The organism is Bifidobacterium canis (assembly GCF_009727065.1).
Classification (GTDB): Bacteria; Actinomycetota; Actinomycetes; order Actinomycetales; family Bifidobacteriaceae; genus Bifidobacterium; species Bifidobacterium canis.
The window spans coordinates 74,618-96,758 of the sequence record NZ_WNLP01000006.1; the positions used below are offsets into that span (position 1 = coordinate 74,618).

Here is a 22,141-nt window from a genome sequence, read left to right on the forward strand (position 1 = left end):
CGGCGCAGCGAATCAGGCTTCCCACTTGCGTGGTTCGATGACTTCCTTGCCACCCATGTATGGGCGCATCGCCTTCGGAATCTCGATCGAACCATCGGCGTTCTGATGGTTTTCGAGAATGGCGACGAGCCAACGGGTGGTGGCCAACGTGCCGTTGAGCGTGGCGACCGGCTGCGTACCGCCGTCGACGCGTTCGCGAATGTTCAGGCGGCGAGCCTGGTACTGCGTGCAATTCGACGTCGACGTGAGCTCACGGTAGCGTTCCTGAGTCGGCACCCAAGCCTCGCAATCGAATTTGCGGGCGGCGGAGGAACCGAGATCGCCTGCGGCGGTGTCGATGATGCGGTATGGCACCTCGACCTTGCCGAGCATCTCCTCTTCCATCGCGAGCAGCTTCTGGTGCTCGGCGTCGGAGTCTTCAGGCTTCGCGTAAACGAACATCTCAACCTTGTCGAACTGGTGAACGCGAATGATGCCCATCGTGTCTTTACCTGCAGCGCCGGCCTCACGGCGGTAGCAGGAGCTCCAGCCGCAGTAGCGCAGCGGGCCGTCGCTCAAGTCGAGGATCTCGTTCTCGTGCATGCCGGCGAGCGCCACTTCGGAAGTGCCGACCAGATAGTCGTCATCCGGTTCGCGCAAACGGTAGATCTCATCGGCATGCGAGTTGAGGAAGCCGGTGCCACGCATCACTTCAGGGCGCACGAGCGTCGGCGTGATCGCCAGCACGAAGCCATGCTCCTGAGCCTGATCGACTGCCATCGTCAGCATCGCGATCTGCAGGCGAGCTACATCGCCGCGCAGGAAGTAGAAGCGGGAGCCGGAAACCTTGACGCCACGCTTCATGTCGATGCCGGCAACGCCTTCGCCGAGCTCCAAGTGGTTCTTCGGCTCGAAGCCTTCGGCTGCGAAGTCGCGGATCTTACCAACCTTCTTGACGACCACGTAGTCGTCTTCACCGCCTTCCGGCGCCTGTGGCTCCACGATGTTGGAGAGCTTCCACATCGCCGTCGTGTATTGTTCCTCGGCGGTGTCGGCACTAGCCCTGAACGACGAAACCTGTTCGGAGAGCTCCTTCGTCTCGGCGATCAGCTTGGCCTTCTCTTCCGGAGCGGCCTTGGCCACCTGCTTGCCGATCTCCTTCTGCTTGGAACGAGCTTCCTCGAACTTCTTCAGTGACGAGCGGCGTTCATCGTCTGCGCGCAGAACCTCGTCGACGAGTTCGACCGACTCGCCGCGCTTGCGCTGTGATTCCTTGACAACTTCAGGGTGTTCACGAATAAATTGAATATCGAGCATAAGCAAAACTCTAATGTTGCAAGCCGACAGATTCGCCGGTTTTCTCACCGTGTTCGCGCCAAAGAATAACGGACTCATCTCTGTGGGAATAGCACGCGAACGTCTGGTTTTGATATCGTGACTGAACGGGAACGGCGGATTTGCTACCATAGTAGTTTGCTGTTGTCGCGACGGCACAAGGCGTCACCCGAGAAAGGTCGGCTAGTTCTATGAATAATCAGTGGATCATTATTCTCGCGTGCATAGTCGCCGCCATCATCATCGTTGCGGGCATCGCCGTCGGCATTCGTCTTCATAGGCGTCGCAAGCGCGTGGAGCAGCTTGAGAACGACCGTCGCAACGACACCGTGCACTACGCGTTCGTCATCAACCCCAGCAAGCCGACGGCGAAGGAGACGCGCGCGTTCATCGAGCAGTTCTGCGCGGATCGTGGCGTCACCGACATCACATTCATCGAAACGCAACTCGACAAAGACGGTCGAGCCTGCGCATTGCAAGCGTTGAACGAGGGTGCCGACGTTGTGATCGCCGTGGGCGGCGACGGCACGGTGCGCACAGTCGCCAGCGCCATGGGCGGCACGAATCATGCAATGGGCATCATTCCGATCGGCACCGGCAATCTGTTCGCGCGCAATATGAACATTCCCGTCGGAGATCTTGAGGCGGCGATGCTCATTGCGCTTTCGCATGGGTCATACAAGGTCGATATCGGGCGTCTGACACTGCTCGACCATCCGGAGGACGATCATGGTCACGCGTTCCTGATCATCGCGGGCATCGGGTTCGACGCACTGATGATCGACGACACCGATCCGCAGCTCAAGAAAAACATCAGTTGGCTCGCCTATTTCGTGGCAGGCGCAAAGCACCTGTTCGCCCCCAAATATCATGCCAGCGTTGAAATAACCGACGAAGGCGGTCAACGGCATGAACGCAACGACATCGAGTTCCGCACATTCATGGCGGGCAATTGCGGCGAGATCCCGATGTTCTCGCTTATGCCGGACGCATCGCTCAACGACGGCCTGCTCGATTTCGAGGTGATCGACACGAACGGCGGTCTGCTCGGTTGGATGAACCTGTTCGGCGATGTGGTGCATCAGACCATCACGCGCAAAGCGCAGCAAAGCCCACTGTCGGTGCATTCGAAAATTGATCAGGTGCAGGGCTTGAGCGCCGAATTGCGTTTGCAGAAAGCGGTTCCGGCGCAGGTCGACGGCGATATGCTGCCGCCGACGAAGCATATTCGCTTCAGCGTCGACCATGATGCGTTGATCGTGCGGGCGCCCGGTCAGGATGCCGAGATGACGGCTAATCTGCAGCCGATCAAGGTCGACAAGAACGGCAAACCGCAGCTCTCCTAGCTCTTCCCATATTTCCCTAACCATATGCAAACGATTGCACTTCTCTGGAACGCGCTAGACTGAGAAGCATAGTTTGCGCGACGCGTTTGCCAAGCGAACATGCGTCGCCGAACACGCAATCAACATATATGGAATGAGGAAATATGGTTGCACAGAATGCAGGACTTCCCGCCACTCCAGCGGATCTTATCGACGTTGACGAGGTGGTTGGCCGCTACTACGACGCCGTTCCCGATCCGTCGGTTCCCGAGGAGCGCGTCATCTTCGGCACTTCCGGCCATCGCGGTTCATCTTTGAAGACTTCGTTCAACGAAGCGCATATCGTCGCCATCACGCAGGCCATCGCGGAATACCGTAAGAAGGCCGGCGTTGACGGCCCTCTCTACATCGGTCGCGATACGCACGCTCTGAGCCTGCCGGCTTGGAAGACGGCTATCGAGGTGCTCGTTGCAAACGGTGTCACCGTCTGCATCGACTCGCGCGACGATTTCACTCCGACGCCTGTCATCTCGCAGGCTATTTTGACCCACAACCGCGCGGCTGACGGCACGCAGCGTTTCGAAGGTTCCGGACTTGCGGACGGCATCGTCGTCACCCCATCGCACAACCCTCCAACCGATGGCGGCTTCAAGTATGACCCGGTCACCGGCGGCCCGGCTCCTGCCGATGTGACGAACGCCATCGCGAACCGTGCGAACGAACTGCTCGGCGACTTCCGCAACATCAAGCGTGTGCCGTTCGAACAGGCCGTCAAGTCTGAGTTCGTGAAGCGCTTCGACTACCGCGAGCACTATGTCGACGACTTGAAGAACGTCATCGACTTCGACGTGATCCGCAACTCCGGCGTGCGCCTGGGCATCGACCCGCTCGGCGGCGCTTCCGTCAACTACTGGCCGCTCATCAACGAGAAATACAATCTCAACATCGGCGTCGTGCGTCCTGAAGTCGATCCGACCTGGCGCTTCATGACGATCGACCACGACGGCAAGATCCGCATGGATCCTTCGTCGCAATACGCGATGAAGGGCTTGGTCGACGCACTGAACGCCGGCGCATGGGATCACTACGATCTCGTCGGCGGCACCGACCCTGACGCCGACCGTCACGGCATCGTCTGCCCGAACTGGGGTGTGATGAACCCGAACCACTACCTCGCTGTCTGCGTCGAATACCTGTTCGGCGGCAACCGTCCGGATTGGCCGGAGCACACCGGCGTCGGCAAGACGCTCGTCTCCTCCTCGCTCATCGACCGAGTGGCAGCTTCCATCAACGCCCCTGTGGTCGAGGTTCCTGTCGGCTTCAAGTGGTTCGTCGACCCGCTGTTCACCGGCGAAATCGCCTTCGGCGGCGAAGAGAGCTCCGGCATGAGCTTCCTGCGCTTCGATGGCCGCGTGTGGACCACCGATAAGGATGGCATCATTCCTGATCTGCTCGCCGCAGAGATCACCGGCAAGACCGGCAAGAACCCGGCCCAGCTTCATCAGGAGCAGGTCGAGCGCTTCGGCGAGAGCTGGTATTCGCGTATCGACACGCCGACCACGCTTGAGCAGAAGCAGAAGTTCGCCAAGCTTGACGCCAGCGATGTGACCGCCACGAAGCTCGGCGGCGAAGAGATCGAACAGATCCTCACGAAGGCTCCTGGCAACGATGCGCCGATCGGCGGTATCAAGGTTGTGACGAAGAACAACTGGTTCGCCGCCCGCCCATCTGGCACCGAGAACATCTACAAGGTCTACGCCGAATCCTTCGTCTCCCCTGCCACGCTCGACAGCGTGCTCAAGGAAGCCACCGAGGTCGTCGACAAGGCGCTCAGCGAGTGATCTAAAACGCTGATCATCTGTGGGATCGCATAGATCAAACAATCAGCTGCAAGGTGGGGATTGCGCATTGCCGCAATCCCCACCTTCGTCTTTCCACAGCCACTTGCTCCCTTCTAAGAGCCACTTGCTAGAGTGAGTGGCATGACCATTACTGTTTCCACTGACGGTTCCGCGCTTCGCAATCCCAACGGCCCAATGGGGTGGGCCTGGGCGGATCACAGCGACGGCGAGCACAACGAACACGTTCACTCGGGTGACTGCGCTGCCGGCGGCGCCACGAACGGCACCAATCAGATCGGCGAACTGTGCGCCGTGCTTGAAGCACTGCGCGCGCATCCGGGCAGCGAAGACCTGTTGATCGAAACGGATTCGCAATATGCGATCAACTGCTCGACGAAATGGGTGTTCGGCTGGAAGAAGAACGGTTGGAAGAACTCCAAAAACGAGCCGGTGAAAAACGCGCAGATTATCAAGGCCATTGATGCCGAGATCAGCAAGCGTGACGGCAAAGTCTCGTTCCGCTGGGTGAAAGGGCACGCCGGCAATGCGGGCAATGAGAAGGTGGATGATCTTGCGCGCGGTTATGCCACCGCTTGTGAGCACGGCTCCCGCGACGGCTACCTGCCGAAGGAAGGCTGGCAGGCGCTGCTCGACTCCCCGTATGCCAAAGATGTGACCGTCCCCTCCGATGCGCAGCAACTGCTCGACGGCGCATTGAGCGCGCAGGAATACACTGCAGCACACGCCGTGCACACGGAAGAAGCTCCCCAGAGCGACGATCTCAGCGAGAGTGCTGAACATAATGACCTCAATGAGAATATTGATTCGCAATCTGAGCAAACCGAACAATCTGAGCAATCGCAATCCCAGCACGCAGAACCGCAGTCCGCAGCATCTTCTCATGCTGTGCAATCCACTCAGCCAGCGCAACCCAGCGGATTGCATCTCGCGCCCACAGGATTGGTTGCCGATGGCATCGTGCACCTGTCTCCCCCACCACAGTCGAGCCCGTATTATGACGGTCAGCCTCGCCGTATTCACGGCTACATCGAGGTGGACGCACTCGTGCAGGGTGACGGTTCCGTGGAACTCAAACAAGCGCGCTTCCTGATGCACCGTCGTGAAGATGCATAGCATTCGTGAAACACTGTGTGAAACAGTTGTTCATTCGTGTTGATACGCGTTCGCAAGCTTCGTCTAGTATGGAATGCAGGTTGCGAGCAATCGCAAGTGTGTATGTACTCGTAAAGGAGAGTCATGGATAAAGCACAGCAAGACGCAATGAAGAAAGAGGCTGGCATCGAAGCCGCCAAACTCGTCAAGAATGGCATGATCGTCGGCTTGGGCACCGGTTCCACCGTGCGCTTCCTGGTGGACGAACTCGGCCGCCGCGTGCAGGAGGAAGGCCTCCAGTTCACCGGCGTCACCACCTCCCGCCGCACGCAGGAGCAGGCCGAGGGCTATGGCATCAAGATCGTGAACATCGACGACGTTGACCACATCGACGTGTGCATCGACGGCGCAGATGAAGTCGATAAGAACTTCAACGGCATCAAGGGCGGCGGCGCTGCCCTGCTGTGGGAGAAGATCGTCGCCATCAACTCCAACAAGATCGTGTGGATCGTCGACGCCTCCAAGCTCGTCGACGTGATCGGCAAGTTCCCGCTGCCGGTCGAGGTCATTCCGTTCGGCGCGGCACACGTGATTGAGCGCCTCAAGGAGCGTGGCTACAAGCCGACGCTGCGTCTCGACGCGGAAGGCAAGCCGGTTCGCACCGATGAGAACAACTACGTCGTCGACCTGCACCTCGAGCGCATCGACAACCCTGCTGCTCTCAACGAAGACCTGATCAACATGGTCGGCGTTGTGGAAGACGGCCTGTTCCTCGACATGGTCAACGAGGTTATCGTCGGCGATCCGAACGGTCCTCGCACGCTTATCAACCCGAACAAGGCCTGATTTTCAAGCCTAGCGAAACGTCAAGGCTCACACGTGAAAACGTGTGAGCCTTTGTTATTGCCGGCAAACGCAAGCGCTTACGAACTCCGTATACAAACAAAATTCCCGCGACCACCAGAAACTGGCGACCACGGGAATCTAAAAGCTTTAAGCGTGCTGAACACGTGTAAGACTACTTGCGCTGGTGGCGAGTCTTACGCAGCAGTTTGCGGTGCTTCTTCTTGCTCATCCGCTTGCGGCGCTTCTTGATGACCGAGCCCATCTCAAGCCTCCGTTCCTATATCTAAAGATTGCAACTTGCCCTATTCTACACATGCGAGCCGACTTTACGCCGACTTCATGTGTCTGCTCACTGTTCTATCTCACAGCGGGAACAGCTGATAGATCGAAACCACGGAGTCCTTCGCTCCCGTGGCGCTGAACACCACGGTGTCGTTGCGCCATACCGCCGTAGCTTTCGTGTCGTCGTCTTCGTTCGCCTTCACGTCATATTTTCCAACGACTTCACCGGAGACTTTCACCGCCCCCTGCGCGAGCGAAGACCCTTTGAGCTGCCCAGTCAACGTGTTGTATTGATTCTGCGCTTTCGTCGCATCGCTCCACTGCCCCACAGTGAGCGTCACGGCGTCTTTGTCGGTTCCATTCGAATACACGATCTTGTATTCCTCCACTGGCGAGGAATCAGACCACACGTCGGTGGTGTCGGCTTGCGTGCGGGCGAAATTCGAAACGTGGTCTGGCATCGCTTTCAGCAGATCGCTGGCATTGGTCGGCAGTGCCTTCGCCTCTATAGTGGCTTTTGAAGCGGTGGCAGTGGGCACCGACGCGGCTTTCGGCGTTTCGCGCACAGCCCACCCCGGCCATGCGAATGCGGAGATCAGCGCCAATACGAACAATGCCGTGAACACGGCGACGACGATGCGCACTCGACGCAGTGAATGAACCGTGGAACCATTGGAACTGCCGTTGTTTGCCATATGGTTATCTTGGCACAGCCGCATGACGGTTGTCGGTGGCGCATAGACGCGCACGTACCAGCCGCACACGCTCCGCACACAAGAGCACATTGGCGCCGAGCATTGGAACATTCGAAGAGCCGCCGCTGTTGAATCTGCGGATAACGGCACACCATTGCACTCAGAGTTGGTGCGCGAGCGGTTATAGTGAGTGTGTTGTGGGAGGCGAGCAATGGCGAAGAAAAACGTGAGCTATGTGTGCACCGAATGCGGTTGGAGTGGCGGAAAGTGGTATGGTCGCTGCCCTGAATGCGGGCAATGGGGCACGATCGAGGAGTTTCACGAAGCTCCCGCCCCCGCTGGTTCGCGCACTCCAGCTCCCGGCAGAACGTCGCGCACCGCCGTCTCGCTGCCGAACGTGCAGAGCGCAGCCCAGCCGATCACTGCCATCGACACTGATTCCGTGAACCGTTTGGGCACCGGCTTCGAGGAGTTCGACCGCGTGCTCGGCGGCGGCATTGTGCCCGGTTCCGTGGTGCTGATCGCCGGCGAACCCGGCATCGGCAAATCGACGCTATTGCTGGAGACCGCCGGCAATATCGCGAAAACCAACACTTCCGGCACTGTGCTGTATATCTCCGGCGAGGAGTCTCAGGCACAGGTGAGATTGCGCGCCTCGCGCATCAACGCCGTCGAGGAGAATCTGCTGCTCGCCTCCACAACCGATTTGTCGACGGTGCTGGGGCTCATTGAAACGGTGAAGCCGAAACTCGCCATCGTCGATTCGGCACAGACGATCGTCTCGCAAGACGTCGATGGCATTTCCGGTGGCTCCACGCAGGTGCGTGAAGTGGCGAGCGCGCTTATCGACACGGCGAAATCGCTTGACGTGCCGGTGCTGCTCGTGGGGCATGTGACGAAAGACGGCACCATCGCCGGCCCGCGCACGTTGGAGCATTTGGTTGACGTGGTGTGCCAGTTCGAAGGCGAATCGCAGACGGCGCTGCGCTTGCTGCGCGCGGTGAAGAACCGTTTCGGCCCGACCGACGAGGTGGGCTGCTTCGACATGAGTGGCATCGGCATTGAGGAGGTGCGCGACCCCGCCGGCCTTTTCCTCTCGTCGCAAAGCGAGCCGGTGGAGGGCACGTGCGTGACGTTCACGCTCGACGGGCATCGCAGCCTGCCGGTTGAAGTGCAGGCGCTCGTCACCAACTCGGTGCTTCCCACTCCCCGCCGTGCGGTCAATGGCGTGGACTCCAATCGCATCGCAATGCTCGTGGCGGTGCTCTACCGGCACGGTGGCATTTCGTTGCTGCAGAATGACTTGTATATTTCGACGATCGCCGGTGGCACCGCGAAGGAACCGAGCTGTGATCTGGCTATTGTGGCTGCGTTGGCGAGCGCCGCGCTTTCCCGCCCAATCGACAGGAACACGTGCGCGGTCGGCGAGATTTCACTAACCGGTCAGGTGCGCCCCGTGCCCCGCTTGGAATATCGCCTACGCGAAGCCGCTCGTTTGGGCTTCACGAAGGCGATCGTGCCGGTGACGCAGAAACCGTTGCATGTTGACGGCATGCAACTCGTCACTGCGAGCACGCTGAAAGACGCGCTGCATGCGTTGGGTCTCAATAAGAAACGCAGCAGATAATAATATTAATTATTATTAATAATTAATATTATTATCTGCTGATTATTTATATTATTTACTCAGCATGTCTCGCGTCTGCTCGACGTTGTGCTTGAGCTCGTCGACGAGTTCCTCGGTGGTGTCGAATTTGATCTGCGGGCGCAGGAATCCTTCGAATTCCACGCGAACTCGATGCCCATACAAGTCGATCCAATCATCGGTGAGCGCGTACGCTTCGAGCACGCGCTCGTTGCGCCCGGTCTGCTCGCTGTATGTCGGCTTCGTACCGATCGAGATGGCCGCCGGCCAGCGGAACGGTGACTCGGGAGCCAGCCTGCTGTCGATCGCGCTCGATGAGAAGCGGTGCGACACGATCGGAGTATCGCTCACGGTGACGCTTGCCAGCGGCTGCTGTTCCTCAGGGTTCGGTTTGCCGCTCAGTTCCTGCTGATCGCGCTCATAATCGTCTGCGGGGCCGAGATCGATGAGCCAACCAGCATACACGCCGTCAACCGGCAGATAGCCTTCGATCGGCTCCTCCAGATTCGCGGTCGGGAAGCCGATCGTGCGGCCGCGCTCCTCGCCGTGCGTCACGGTGCCCTCCACACCGTGCGGATGCCCGAGAATGGCGTTGGCGTCACGCACACGCCCTTGGCTGAGCAGGTATCGCACGTTCGTGGAGCTCACGCTGCGTACTTCGCGCGCATTGTTCTTCTTGCTCCAGCTGCGGCGCTCGTCTTTGTTGAGTCCGGCGAGCGGATCGCCCGGCTCGCCTGGTTCTTCGGGAGCGATCGGCTTGAATTGCGCCGGCACGCGCACTTTGCCGTCATCATCAGTGATCACTTCGAGTTCGAACACGCCGGTCGCAGCGGCGAGATCCTGTATTTTCTTGATGTCTCCCTCGAGTTTGGCGCCCATGCGCGCGTCTTCGCCGAGCACGAGCAGGCGCATGCCCACCTTGCCCACAAGCTGCCCCAAGAAGAATCTGAACGATTTCTCCGAAAACGCGAGCGTATAGCGCACGATCAGCACATAGTCCACGTGCATGGCGCTCAGCATGCGCAGGCGCGCGTCCACGGCAGTGATGGCGTCCGGGTCATGCACGTTCGCGGGCACGTCCATGCCGGCGTGTGCCTTCGCGTATGCGTGCACGAATGCGGGGCGCGGGTCGAACATGATGACCACCGAGTATGCGTTGAGTTCTTTCGCTCGCTCCACAGTGCGCGCGATCACGCGCCTGTGGCCGCGGTGCAAACCGTCGAACGCGCCGACCGTCACAACCGACTTCTTCGTTGTGCTCAGCGTCGGCCATGCGATGTTGCCGCTTGGGTCTGGTGTCAGGCGAAAAATATCCATGATTCCTCTATTCCTCCGTGTTGCTCGCGGTGTTCGCGCCGAACACGGTCACCGGTTTGATTTCGTGCGAATTCGCGGGAGCGACTATGGCCACCACATCCGTGCCGCCCGCTATCGCCGCGCTCACTGTGCCAATGGCGCCGGGTATGCGGCGCCCGAAGCGTAATTCATCTGTCTGCTCGCCGGTCACGTCGATGGTCGGCATCGTCAGCTGCGCGGCCTGCGCCATCGTCAGCATGGCGTCGCGCACGGCGTTCTCGTCGTCGAACACCGCTCGATTGCGAGTTACTTGTTCGCCGTCGCGGTTCGTGAATGTGCGCGTCTGCGCATGTGCGTGCACGATATGCGGATTATCCGCGCGGAACTCGCCCACCGCGAGTCTGCGCAACCGTGTCAGGTGCGCGCCGCAACCGAAGTCTTCACCCAAGTCTCTGCCGAGCGCGCGAATATACGTGCCCGCCGAGCATGTGACGCGCACATTGACGTCAAACACTGCTTCGCCGTTCGGTGCAGTGTTTCGAGCGCCATCGATGACGTCGAAGGCGTGAATGGTCACCAGTCGCGAGGCAAGATGCACCGACTCCCCTGCGCGCGCGAGATCATACGCGCGTTTTCCGTTGACTTTTATAGCCGAGAAAGTGTTCGGAGTCTGTTCGATAGCGCCCAGATATGCGGATTCTACGCGTGCGCGTATCTGCTCGAGCGTGGGCAGCGGTGCGCCGGCGTTCTCTGAAGCGAGCACTTCTCCGTCGGCGTCATCGGTCGTGGTTCGCTGACCGAAGCGGATGGTCGCGCCATAGGTTTTCGTGTGGTCGACGATGTATTGCAGCAGTTTCGTGGCCTGCTCGACGCCGATGACGAGCACGCCGGTGGCCATCGGGTCGAGCGTGCCTGCGTGCCCGACACGTTTGGTGTGCAAAGCGTGACGCACCGCGGCCACGACGTCATGACTCGTCACGCCCTGCGGTTTGTCGACTATGAGCACACCGGATGGTCCGTCAGCTGCTTTGCTCACCGGTTAGTCCTCCACGCGCTCGATCGTAGTATCTGGGTTGGTGTCGGCAGCATCCGCAGGATCATCGTCGCTGGCGGCCACGTCGTCGGCGTCGTCGTCGAAGTCCTCAAGTTCCTCGACTTCCACGACATCGCCGGAGTATTCGGTGTAGTCATCTTTGTCGTCGTGCTCTTCGGCGTCGAGAGCCTCCTCTTCGGCCTGTTCCACGGCGTCGTCGTGACGGTATGGGTCGGCGTCGCCTGCGTAGTTGGCGTTGGCGCGCATTTTGGCGAGTTCTTCGTCACGCTTGCGTGCCAGCGAGAGAATGTCTTCGATCTCATGCGCCTCACCCGGCACTTCGTCGAAGATGAATTGCAGCGCTGGAGTCAGGCGCAGTCCGGCTTTGGCACCGACCATCGTGCGCAAACGGCCTTTCGCCTGGTTCAGTGCTTCCTTCGCACGCTTGCGTTCGCCTTCCTCGTGGCCGTCTCGCCCGAGCGTCGTCCAATACACTTTGGCGAGCTGCAGATCGTTCGTCACTTTCACGTCGGTTATCGTCACGTTCTTCAAACGCTTGTCGTGCAACGTCGACTCCATGTTCGACGCGATCACACGCTGAATCAGTGCCGCGATGCGCGCGGCGCGTGGATTGGTTCCTTGCATATGTGTTCCTTACCTATCACGATGTTTCACGGTATTCGCTGTGTTCCACAGTAGTCGAAAACCCTGTCTGTGCACATGAAAGGAAAACGCCCATAGCCAAATGGCCTGGGCGTTTTCCTGTTCACGCTTGCCTATGCCGTCGTGCCCGTTGCTCGCGACGGCCGCTTGCGCTTACTTGCGTTCGATCTCACGCATCTCGAAGGTCTCGATGACGTCGCCGATCTGAATATCGTTGAAGTTGCCGAGGTTAATGCCGGCCTCATAGCCTTCCGACACGCTCTTGACGTCGTCCTTGAAGCGACGCAGCGACGAGATCTCGAGGTCGTTGACTGTGGTGACGCCATCGCGCAGAATGCGCGCCTTCGTGCCACGCTTGACCTCGCCATCGAGCACCATAACACCTGCGATGTTGCCGAACTTCGACGAGCGGAAGATCTCGCGGATCTCCGAATGCGAGGTAGTGACCTCTTCGAATTCCGGCTTGAGCATGCCCTTGAGCGATGCCTCGATGTCTTCGATCGCCTTGTAGATGACCGAGTAGTACTTGATTTCGACGCCTTCGCGTTCCGCCAAGTCAGCGACCTGACGGTTCGGACGCACGTTGAAGCCGATGATCACTGCCTTGTCGACGCTTGCGAGGTTCACGTCGTTCTGCGTGATTGCGCCGACGCCACGGTGGATCACCTGAATGCCCACTTCGTCCGACACCTCGATCTTCATCAACGAGTCTTCGAGGGCTTCCACCGAACCGGAGGAATCGCCCTTGATGACGATGTTGAGCATGTCGATCTCGGACTTCGCGAACTGCTCCTTGAGGCTTTCGAGCGACACCACCTTGCGGCGCTTCGCCAGCTGTGCGGCACGCTCTGTGGCCTGACGCTTCTCGGCGATCTGACGAGCAGTGCGGTCGTCTGGGGCAACGAGGAAGAGGTCGCCTGCGGTCGGCACGGAGGTCAGACCGAGCACCTGCACAGGGGTCGACGGCAGAGCCTGCTTCATGTGCTGGCCGTTCTCGTCGAGCATGGCGCGCACACGGCCATACGACGTGCCTGCAACGATCGCGTCGCCGATGTGAAGCGTACCGGACTGCACGAGCACGGTGGCCACTGCACCACGCCCCTTGTCGAGTCGAGCTTCGATGGTCGCGCCACGAGCGTCCATGTCGGGGTTCGCACGCAGGTCGAGTTCCGCGTCTGCGGTGAGCAGCACGGCTTCGAGCAGCTTGTCGACGTTCGTGCCGAGCTTCGCCGAAATATCGACGAACATCGTGTTGCCGCCGTATTCCTCCGGCACCAGGCCGAATTCGGTGAGCTGGCCGCGCACCTTTTCAGGGTTGGCTCCCGGCACATCGATCTTGTTGACCGCCACGACGATCGGCACGTGTGCGGCCTGGGCGTGGTTGATGGCCTCAACGGTCTGAGGCATCACGCCATCGTCGGCTGCGACCACGAGGATCGCGACGTCGGTGAGTTCGGCGCCACGGGCACGCATAGCGGTGAAGGCCTCGTGGCCTGGGGTGTCGAGGAACGTGATCTTACGCTCTTCGCCCTCAAGGTCCACGGTCACCTGGTAGGCGCCGATGCGCTGCGTGATGCCGCCGGCCTCACGTGCCACGACGTTTGTGCGACGAATCGTGTCGAGCAGGCGGGTCTTACCGTGATCCACGTGACCCATGACAGTGACCACAGGCGGACGAGGCTTGAGGTCGTCGTCTTCCTGCAGCTCTTCCGACTCGAGGTCGATGTCGAACTGCTGCAGCAGTTCCTTGTCTTCTTCCTCTGCCGAAACGATCTTGATGTTCCAGCCGATTTCCTCACCGAGGATCTGGAAAGTGGCTTCGTCGAGCGACTGCGTTGCCGTGGCCATCTCACCCAAGTGGAAGAGCACGGTGACGAGCGCCGCCGGATTCACATTGATCTTCTCGGCGAGATCGGCGAGCGAGGAGCCCTGACGCAGCTTGATGGTCTGGCCGTTACCGGTTGGGATGCGAACACCGCCGATAACCGGTGCTTTCATCTCCTCGTATTCATGACGCTTCGCGAGCCTGTTCTTACGAGCCTTCGACGACTTGCCGCCCTGACGTCCGAATGCGCCTGCAGCGCCTCCGCGACCGCGGCCGCCGCCACGTGATGGCCCATTGCTCGGCCCGTTGTTCTGGAATCCGCCGTTATTGCCACCACCGAAGCGGTTGCCGCCAGGACGATTGCCACCCTGACCTGCGCCTTGGCGATGCTGACCCCATGAACCTGGCTTCGGTGCGCCGTTGCCTCCCTGACCTGGGCGACCGCGGAATCCACCGCGCTGGCCTGGGCGACCGCCACGGCGTTCGTTGTTGTTGGCCGTCGGGCGTGCCATTGGGTGCGGGCGCGGAATGTCGCCCGGCGTAGGCGTGTGCATGCCCTGCTTGCGGCTGAACGGGTTGTTGCCCGGGCGTGGTGCGTGCTCGCCCGGTTTCGCGTTCGTTGCGGAACGGGAACCGTGAGGTGCGTGCGGGGTCGGCGCCGGCTTGCCTGAACGCTGGCCTGCGTGTGCTCCCGGCTTGCCCGGTGCATGTGGACGTGGGGTCGGCGCATTGCCGTGCTGACCGCCCTTGTGCGGTGCGTGCTCGCCCGGCTTCGCGCTCGGCGCTGCGGCGCGCTGGGCACCCGGCTTCGGAGCCGCTGGGGTCGCCGGCTTCGGTGCACCTGGCTTCGGTGCTGCAGCCTTGGCGGGAGTCGCTTTGGCAGGTGCCGGCTTTGACGTTTTCTTCGCTGCGGGCTTCGGTGCCGCAGCCTTCGATTCATTGGACTCGTTGCCCGCAAATGCAGTCTTGAGCCTGCGGACGACTGGAGCCTCTACTGTTGAGGACGCGGATTTGACGAACTCGCCCATGTCCTTGAGCTTTTCAAGAACGGTCTTGCTGTCAACGCCAAATTCCTTGGCCAATTCATATACGCGTGCTTTCGCCACTCAATATCTCCTATAAATTTTTCGTGTCAGCCGCGCATATGTGCACGGCTACTGTTTTCTCACGGCGAGCTGATGGCTTCTCATCGTGCAACCATGTTGTTTCTACCTCTTTCGCGCCTTCGCACAGGTTGAATTCCTGTGCTTCGACCGCTAGTCAGCATACCCGCGGCGCTGGATGTGCAACGCCGCGGATTGCTTTACGAAAACCTATGCGCAAACGGTGTGCGTCACGCCTGTTCGCGTCCGGCCTGCTCAGCTTGTTCGCGGAGCTTCTGCGCGTGCGCGGAATCCGACTCAATGCCGATCTTCCAGCCGGTCAGCTTCGCCGCCAGACGCGCGTTCTGCCCTTCCTTGCCAATGGCGAGCGAAAGCTGCTCATCGTTGATGAAGGCGATGGCCGTCTGATTGCGCTCGCTGATCACCTGAACGCCGGTGACGACCGCCGGAGACAACGCCGATGCGATGAACTCGGCTGGATTCGCAGACCAATCGATGATGTCGATTTCTCAGAACCGAGATTCTCCATGACGGCGCGCACTCGCGAACCGCCAGGACCGATCAACGCACCCTTCGGGTTGATGCCCGGCGTGTTCGCGCGCACGGCGATCTTGGTGCGCGCACCGGCCTCACGTGCGATGGCCATGATCGCCACGGCACCGGAAACGAGTTCCGGCACTTCACGTTCGAACAGGCGACGCACCAGCTCCGGGTGCGAACGCGAGACGATGATCTCCGGTCCTTTCAAACCACGTGCGACCGTCGTCACATAGACGCGGATGCGCTCACCGTGGCGGTAACGTTCTCCCGGCACCTGCTCGCGGCGCGGCAGCAATGCTTCCACATCGCCGACGGCGACGTGCACGTTCGCCGAATCCTTGGCATCCTGTTGAACGATGCCGGTGATGAGATGACCGCGCTGACCGGAAAACGCGCCGAACACCTTATCGTCTTCGGCTTTGCGGAACAGCTGCATGATCACCTGACGCGCGGTAGACGCGGCCAAGCGGTCGAAATCACGTGGGGTGTCGTCATATTCCTCACCCAGTTCCGGTGCCGGGTGCGGGTTCTCTTCGGTGGGTTCCTGCGGGATCTCGTCGCGGGCCCAGATGGTGAAGCTGCCTGCGCGTGGATCCAGTTCAACGCGCGCATGTTTTGCGGCGTGCGGCATCTTCAGATAAGCGAGTCGTAGAGCCTCAGACAGTGCGGCATCCACCGTTTCGGCATCGATTCCCTGTTCCTGCGCGAGCTGATGGATTCCGTTCAGATCGAGTTTCAACTTGTAGACCTCCGTTGAAGTCAATGTTCAATTATTCAATTATTTTGCTATAGCAAGGCACACTGTGGTGCGGAAGGCATAACGCCCATTTAGTCATAGTCGTTCATTATTCTAGTAATTCATGCAGACACGTCGGCCTTCTTTTTCCCTGCTCTCACGCGCAGTGTCAGCTCTTCTGGGAGTCGCACTCATATCAAGCGTCTCGGCGTGTGCAGCACCGCGTATCGAGGGCCGCGCCGAGTCCGAACAATCAATGAGCACCTGTGAGCGTTTTCTTTCCACCGCGCAGTCTCATTCCAACATTGTTTCGAACAACAATATTCCCCTGCTCGTGCGCTACCAATTCGCCGATTTCGAGCAGCACGACTGGCTCAATGTGGCGATGCAGTGCCCAGCGCAACTGAGCGAAGCCACGATGCGCAGCGCACAGGCTCAGCATTCGGCTCGCATGCTCGCCAACTATTTCGGGTTCAGCTACACGCCGCTCACGGTGACGCAGCTCGATGCGACTAACAGCATTTCGTTGCCGGGCGAGAGTCTTGCGCAGCTGGCTTTGGCGGAGGATCGCGCAGGCTTCGCCACCGAGGTGTTGGCGGGGCGTTATGCTTCCACGCAGATCTCCACCGACACGACGTTCGTCAAACAGCTTGAAAACGACGGCACACTTCTCACACTCAGTGACGAGCATAAGGAAGTCGCTTCCCGCATGATGACGCTTGCGCAAGGCGCGCAGGACTTGCGTCGCAAAGTGTATGACACCCAGCAATTGACGGCGAATCCCGTTGCCACGACTGACGCCGCGAACGGCATTCGCTCGCACACTGCCGCGATTCTCGAGATCAACTGTGCTCGTGAGGAACTGCAAGCGCTCGGCAAACTACCGACATCCGACATCGCGAAAGCACAGAAGGATTCCTCCGACGCGCTTCTTCAATTCGTGCTGCTGATCGCCACGCATGCGACGACGGCGTTCGATTTGGGCTACCCCAGTGCCGATTACGCGCTGTTCGCACAATGAGTTCATGCAGAGCGACATTCCGAAGATTTGACTTGTTCGTAACCTGTGGCATAATGAACAAGTTGCTTAACAACACTGGATGAGTGTCCGAGCGGTCTAAGGAGCACGCCTCGAAAGCGTGTGAGGGCAACCCCCTCCGCGAGTTCGAATCTCGCCTCATCCGCCACCAGAAAGCCTGCCATTTCGGCAGGCTTTCTTTGTACCGCGAGCCTTTCGCACACCCCCTTATTTTGCTGGTGGGGATATAAAACTCTTCTGGCGCCAAGTATCCGTTTTTCTTTTTTGTTGGAAAATAGCCATTCTTCGCTGTCTCTTTTAGAGCCATATATGCGTTTCATATCCCCACCAGCAAAAGGAGGAGCCGATACCCCGGCAGGGGTATCGGCTCCTCCTTTAGTTAGGGGCTCAGTTGGAGCGGCGAGCACGGCGAATGAGGTCGTATGCACCCCACGCCAGTGCAAGTCCACCCAGCGTCACCGTCAGGGCGAGCAACGTGCGCACATTCCAGAAGCCACCCCAGCCGGTGACTGGCATAGTGCTGATGATTTCAGGCTCGAGCTCGTATTGCACGATCGCCCCGTTGTAGTTGTAGCGCACCACGGTGGACCAGTCCACCTTGTGGGCATTGGCTGAACCGCCTGGGTATGTGGCGGTTGTGTCGGCGATAAGCGTCAGAGGATCATCTGCTAGCTTGTAGCCCTTCGGCAGCAATGCGACGTCGGCGGAGCTCATCGCACTGATGCTCGATGGGTAGTTCGACTTCTCGAGCTTGGCGACGTTGATCTCGTATTGCTTGGTCAGGTCGTCAAGCGTCTTGTATTGGTCAGCGCCGCTGGCGTCCTTCCAATGCAAGCGTGCGGTGACGGTCGCCTTGCCGGTCACAGTGAGCTTTGAGGCTTCCTTGCTATTCGGCTTGTAGATGAGCGGAACTGACGTGTCGTGGTAGAAGCCGGTTTCCGGCGACACGGACTTGCCGCAATCAGCCGCCAGCGTCGGATCCTTCGCGTGAACGATGAAGCGACCTGCTGCAGAACCTTTCGGAATCGACGGGACTTCGATAACGAGTGACTTAATCGTGCTCCAATCGCTCACCTGATCCGCAGCGACGAAATCTGCTGTGCTCGGCGCGGTATTGCCGAGTGTCACCGCCTTCGTCGAATACTTCACCGTGTACTCAGGTTGAGTGCTCAGGCCTGGAAGCAGTTCAGCGGTCACAGGGCCGGTGAGCTGAACAGAGAATCCATTGTTGTCGTCTTTCTGCGGAACGTTGAAGAATTCCTGCACGTTCTTCATTTCAGCGGTATTGCTGTTGAACAGGGAAACGCCGAATTCCATATCTTCAGCCGAGCTGTAGCCATTGGTAGCCTTGAGATAGTCAGTCGTATCTTGCTGCATGAATGCAGTCGACTGATTACCCCTCGCCGTGTTCTTGGAAACGATGGACTGCGAAGCCGACACTGTGAAGTTGCCACTTCCAAGGGCATAGATATTATCCATGTCGGTGTTGCCCATCACATAGCTCGTATCAGAGAGTGTCACATGTGGCCTAGTGAATTTCGTGGTCGGGCTATACAGGTAGACGTTCCACTGGTAGTTGGTACCAAGCAACGCATCAGCATCAATATTGATTCCGACCAAATCCGTTGCGCCTGAGAGGGTATTGAACGAATACCCCGTGCCGGTGTAGTCGATTTTCACTACCTGTTTGCCATCATCCGTCGATGCCATGGTTATCGTTGGCTGCACTGACGTGGGATATGTTAGTGCTTTATTGTTGTACGTGAATCCCGCAGGCAGCACGTAATAGAACACGGGCTCGTAAATGTATTGCGTGGTGTAGTTGTCAAGAGACCTTGATACGCCAAGTCGAGCAGCATCTTGGGCACCTGGCAATGTGCTGCTTTGGTCGGCATAGGTGCTGAGCTGTGCAAAAAGATCACCTTCATCAACAACTGTCTGCGTGTTCTTCATGGAAGTCTTCAGGAACACGGTGGTTCCCTCTTTTGCATATGCTCGGTTTTGCTGAGCACACTCCATCCGGTTTCGAAGGTGTCTCCAACCTTGACGGCTGTGCCGTCGTCATAGGTGGTCGACAGATTGCCGAGCAATGCGAACAAAGTGCCAGTGCCAGTCCAATCCTTATTGTTGCTCGGAAGATAACTCGTGGCCTGAGCAGCGTCTGTGCCCATGCCTGCAGCGAGCAGATTTGGGTAGAGCAGGATCTTGCGCATCGGGGAATCCTTGCTCTGCGTGATCGTCTCGCCCGCAGCCACAGTACCCGTCATCTTGGTGCCGTCGAGCAACGTGATGTCGTAACGGTATGAGGTCAACCCCTTTAGCTTGACATCGTCTTTCGGCGTGGAAATAGCCGTGGCGTTGAATCCACTTGGCACATCGATTTCCATCTCCGGCTCTTCGAGATCGTTCGCCGAATTGTTCTTGACGCCAAAGAAATTCAAATATTTCAGTGTTGTGCTGTTCGCTTCACTACTTGGCTCCAAGAAAATGTTGCTCTTCGAGTTACCTGCGATGCTGAGATCCAAGCAACTCGCCGTTCCATCATTGCAGAATGCATCATTCTTCGCGCGCAAGGTTTCCGTCCACGGATCCGTGGTGACCGTAACTGTTTTCAAAGTACCGTCTGGCTCTTGCTGCTGTTGCGAAATCGTAGCGCCAGCCGATGCCGTGATGGTGGTGGACTCATCAGGTGCTTCGCGGTCGAATGATCCCACGAGATAATATGGTTCGGTGGACCTCCAGTGCTGTGATCCGTAGCCCTTCGGCACACTGATCGTGATCACTCCGGTCGAAGCATCCTGTGTGATCGTCGTTTTGTCATCCTTGAATTGCGCTGCAACGGTTGCATCGGAGTTTGCAGCAATATTCTTGGCCTTTGTGGCGGCGACGTCAAGCTTAAAACCTTCTGGCACAGGAATCGTGATCGTCGTGCCATAGTTGACCGCACTGTTGACCTGTGCGCAGTCCCAGCCATTGGTTCCCACACCGGAGGTTTCGTTGACGCTGAACGAATAGGTGTATTCCTTCCCGACATTGACCTTTGGAGCATCTTTCGGAGATGGAGATACTCGGGTTACTGCAGTCGGATTCATATCAGGCTTGATCACCTGCGTGAAATACGCTGGATCGCCCTCAGTGCCGTTGTACAACCACGTGATCTTCTTCAGCGCCGCACCGATCTCCGGCATCGGAGTGGTTTGCGCAGAATAATTGTTGCCACCAGTGAGTCTGAACGACGTGTCTGTTTGCGTCGACGTTTTGAACGTATAGGTGAGCTGCCAGCCACCCGTGGTCGGCGTAGCTTGAGTGACCGTGCCGATGTCTGCAGGCAGCTCAAGCACGTTGCTCACTGAATACACGCCGCCACCTGACAGCGCCGTTCCGTCTGGCTTGACAGGGAAGCAGGAATATTGATGACGAACGTGTCTCCCGCCTTTGCAGCGAACGACAGATTCACGGTGATGTAGTTGTTATTATCTGTGATATCCGACAGATTGCCAATGTTGTTGCGCGACAATGTCATTGTGGCGACCATGTTGTTCTGCGCATCGTAGAGATGCACGGTCTCCGTTTCGGGAGCACCCGTATTCACTTCCGGCTCGCTATCGCGCGCTTGCACGGTGTTGCCGTCATTCGTTTCGTTGTTCGCTTGCTCGGCGGTCGTGGTGCTCTCCCCTTCTTGAGCCACTGCCGTCCGAGGAAGGAGGGACCCCAAGCCAATAACCATGCCGATGCACACCAATATGGAGGCCAACCGACGCCACATGCTGTTCACCATTCTTCGTCTACTCTTCTTCTACTCGCATTATGCGCGTTTAATCTTCTTCTATTGGCAACTTTAACCGAAAATATCAATAAGTGAATTGTTATTCCTGTGGGCGTCATAGCGTTTCCAATGTACGTTTTGCGCGGATTCGTTCAGCGCGAGCGGCAAGTTCGCCATCCGCGGGATATTCGACGTGTTCCAGCGTCAATCCTTGCGGCGCTATCGGCCCAGTCGATCCTTCGCGCAGAGGCTCTGCCATTTTTGGGCGAACCAATCCACCGATCGTTTGTGCAATCCCAGTTGCACGCATGCACCCACCAAAGAGCGCACCATATTGCGGGCGAAGGCGTCTGCCACAATGGTGAAGCACAACAGTCCGCCTTCTATTTCAGGTGTGCTATAGCTCGCTGGGCTGGGCACGAGTTCATGCGTTTGTGCCCGTTGCCAGGAGGCGACTTTGACTTCGCGTATTGTGGTTCCTCCAGGATTCGCGATGGCGAAGGAGCCAAAATCGTGCAGTCCGAGCATCATGTGCGAGGCAGCGTTCATTGCGTCAATATCAAGCTGTTTGTCTATTCGCCACACATAATCTCGTTGGCGGGGATCCCAGCCGAATGCATCGTCGCAGATGCGATACACATAAGTGCGCTCCAATGCGGAGAATCGAGCATCGAATCCGGCTGGTGCCACTGTTATGCGGTGGATGGCGATGTCGTCGGGAAGCATGCGCGAAAGCCGCAATGTCAATGCCTCCACCGGTGTGGTGTTCATGTGCCCGAGGCAGCGCTCGAGCGCAGCCTCGCTCACGTCGAGATGGCAAACCTGATGCGATGCGTGCACACCTGCATCGGTGCGGCCTGCGACGGTGAGATGCGGCGGTTGTTCCGTGCCACGCAATATGCGTGCCAATGCGGTTTCAATCTCGCCTTGCACTGTGCGACGGTCGGGCTGCACTGCCCAACCGTGAAAGTCTTTGCCGTTGTATGCCAAGTCGATTCGTAAACGCGCCACATTATGAGCTTAGCAAGTCACACCAACGATGTCGCATGCGCTCGCATATGCAAATGAGGCCGGCACCT

Annotated in this window: 16 protein-coding genes, 1 tRNA gene and 2 pseudogenes; 7 read left to right on the forward strand and 12 right to left on the reverse strand. The window is 58.6% G+C overall.

The annotated features are described in order from the left end of the window. Window positions 1-12: 12 nt before the first annotated feature. Window positions 13-1,296, reverse strand: coding sequence for a serine--tRNA ligase (gene serS / locus GSD1FS_RS06285; RefSeq protein ID WP_155588870.1), 1,284 nt, complete (start codon window positions 1,294-1,296; stop codon window positions 13-15). Between the two features lie 209 nt (window positions 1,297-1,505). On the opposite strand from serS, the gene GSD1FS_RS06290 reads away from it, so the two are divergent. From GSD1FS_RS06290 to rpiA, 4 genes are all read left to right on the forward strand, one after another. After that, on the forward strand, window positions 1,506-2,660 hold the full coding sequence (locus GSD1FS_RS06290) for a diacylglycerol/lipid kinase family protein (protein ID WP_155588871.1): 1,155 nt from the start codon (window positions 1,506-1,508) through the stop codon (window positions 2,658-2,660). A 143-nt stretch (window positions 2,661-2,803) separates the two neighbouring features. Next, a complete protein-coding gene (gene pgm / locus GSD1FS_RS06295; protein WP_155588872.1) occupies window positions 2,804-4,480 on the forward strand; it encodes a phosphoglucomutase (alpha-D-glucose-1,6-bisphosphate-dependent) in 1,677 nt (558 codons plus the stop codon). A gap of 141 nt (window positions 4,481-4,621) precedes the next feature. Further along, window positions 4,622-5,614 carry a ribonuclease H family protein gene (locus tag GSD1FS_RS06300; protein WP_155588873.1) on the forward strand — a complete coding sequence of 331 codons (993 nt, stop codon included), beginning with the start codon at window positions 4,622-4,624 and terminating at the stop codon, window positions 5,612-5,614. A gap of 123 nt (window positions 5,615-5,737) precedes the next feature. Further along, window positions 5,738-6,439 (forward strand): ribose-5-phosphate isomerase RpiA, encoded by a 702-nt coding sequence (gene rpiA, locus GSD1FS_RS06305; protein ID WP_155588874.1) that lies wholly within the window; start codon window positions 5,738-5,740, stop codon window positions 6,437-6,439. Window positions 6,440-6,611: 172 nt separating this feature from the next. Here the strand turns inward: rpiA and GSD1FS_RS06310 are convergent, their stop codons facing one another. Further along, window positions 6,612-6,701, reverse strand: coding sequence for a 30S ribosomal protein bS22 (locus GSD1FS_RS06310; protein WP_004268639.1), 90 nt, complete (start codon window positions 6,699-6,701; stop codon window positions 6,612-6,614). Window positions 6,702-6,801: 100 nt separating this feature from the next. Continuing rightward, on the reverse strand, window positions 6,802-7,416 hold the full coding sequence (locus tag GSD1FS_RS06315; RefSeq protein ID WP_155588875.1) for a hypothetical protein: 615 nt from the start codon (window positions 7,414-7,416) through the stop codon (window positions 6,802-6,804). Between the two features lie 211 nt (window positions 7,417-7,627). On the opposite strand from GSD1FS_RS06315, the gene radA reads away from it, so the two are divergent. Beyond that, on the forward strand, window positions 7,628-9,043 hold the full coding sequence (gene radA, locus GSD1FS_RS06320; protein ID WP_155588876.1) for a DNA repair protein RadA: 1,416 nt from the start codon (window positions 7,628-7,630) through the stop codon (window positions 9,041-9,043). A gap of 51 nt (window positions 9,044-9,094) precedes the next feature. Here the strand turns inward: radA and ribF are convergent, their stop codons facing one another. From ribF to nusA, 5 genes and pseudogenes are all read right to left on the reverse strand, one after another. Beyond that, window positions 9,095-10,378: a bifunctional riboflavin kinase/FMN adenylyltransferase gene (gene ribF, locus GSD1FS_RS06325; RefSeq protein ID WP_155588877.1), complete on the reverse strand. Its 1,284-nt coding sequence runs from the start codon at window positions 10,376-10,378 to the stop codon at window positions 9,095-9,097. Between the two features lie 7 nt (window positions 10,379-10,385). After that, a complete protein-coding gene (gene truB, locus GSD1FS_RS06330) occupies window positions 10,386-11,393 on the reverse strand; it encodes a tRNA pseudouridine(55) synthase TruB (protein ID WP_343030231.1) in 1,008 nt (335 codons plus the stop codon). A 3-nt stretch (window positions 11,394-11,396) separates the two neighbouring features. After that, window positions 11,397-12,035 carry a 30S ribosome-binding factor RbfA gene (gene rbfA / locus GSD1FS_RS06335; protein WP_155588878.1) on the reverse strand — a complete coding sequence of 213 codons (639 nt, stop codon included), beginning with the start codon at window positions 12,033-12,035 and terminating at the stop codon, window positions 11,397-11,399. Between the two features lie 171 nt (window positions 12,036-12,206). Next, on the reverse strand, window positions 12,207-14,984 hold the full coding sequence (gene infB / locus GSD1FS_RS06340) for a translation initiation factor IF-2 (RefSeq protein WP_343030232.1): 2,778 nt from the start codon (window positions 14,982-14,984) through the stop codon (window positions 12,207-12,209). Window positions 14,985-15,211: 227 nt separating this feature from the next. Further along, a pseudogene (gene nusA / locus GSD1FS_RS06345) lies at window positions 15,212-16,260 on the reverse strand (transcription termination factor NusA). Between the two features lie 253 nt (window positions 16,261-16,513). On the opposite strand from nusA, the gene GSD1FS_RS06350 reads away from it, so the two are divergent. After that, window positions 16,514-17,278: a hypothetical protein gene (locus GSD1FS_RS06350; protein WP_246165971.1), complete on the forward strand. Its 765-nt coding sequence runs from the start codon at window positions 16,514-16,516 to the stop codon at window positions 17,276-17,278. Between the two features lie 77 nt (window positions 17,279-17,355). Continuing rightward, window positions 17,356-17,444, forward strand: a tRNA-Ser gene (locus GSD1FS_RS06355). Window positions 17,445-17,683: 239 nt separating this feature from the next. On the opposite strand, the gene GSD1FS_RS06360 is transcribed toward GSD1FS_RS06355, so the two are convergent. The 4 genes and pseudogenes from GSD1FS_RS06360 to truA all read right to left on the reverse strand — a co-directional run bounded on the left by GSD1FS_RS06360 (window position 17,684) and on the right by truA (window position 22,073). After that, window positions 17,684-19,267 carry a hypothetical protein gene (locus GSD1FS_RS06360; RefSeq protein ID WP_155588880.1) on the reverse strand — a complete coding sequence of 528 codons (1,584 nt, stop codon included), beginning with the start codon at window positions 19,265-19,267 and terminating at the stop codon, window positions 17,684-17,686. Beyond that, on the reverse strand, window positions 19,258-20,655 hold the full coding sequence (locus GSD1FS_RS06365) for a hypothetical protein (RefSeq protein WP_155588881.1): 1,398 nt from the start codon (window positions 20,653-20,655) through the stop codon (window positions 19,258-19,260). The genes GSD1FS_RS06360 and GSD1FS_RS06365 overlap by 10 nt, the downstream gene beginning before the upstream one ends. Continuing rightward, the gene (locus tag GSD1FS_RS06370; protein WP_155588882.1) at window positions 20,643-21,062 is read right to left on the reverse strand and encodes a hypothetical protein; all 420 of its coding nucleotides are present in this window, start codon (window positions 21,060-21,062) and stop codon (window positions 20,643-20,645) included. Before GSD1FS_RS06370 ends, GSD1FS_RS06365 begins: the two co-directional genes overlap by 13 nt. 115 nt (window positions 21,063-21,177) lie before the next feature. After that, window positions 21,178-22,073, reverse strand: a pseudogene (gene truA / locus GSD1FS_RS06375) (tRNA pseudouridine(38-40) synthase TruA). Between the last annotated feature and the right edge of the window lie 68 nt (window positions 22,074-22,141).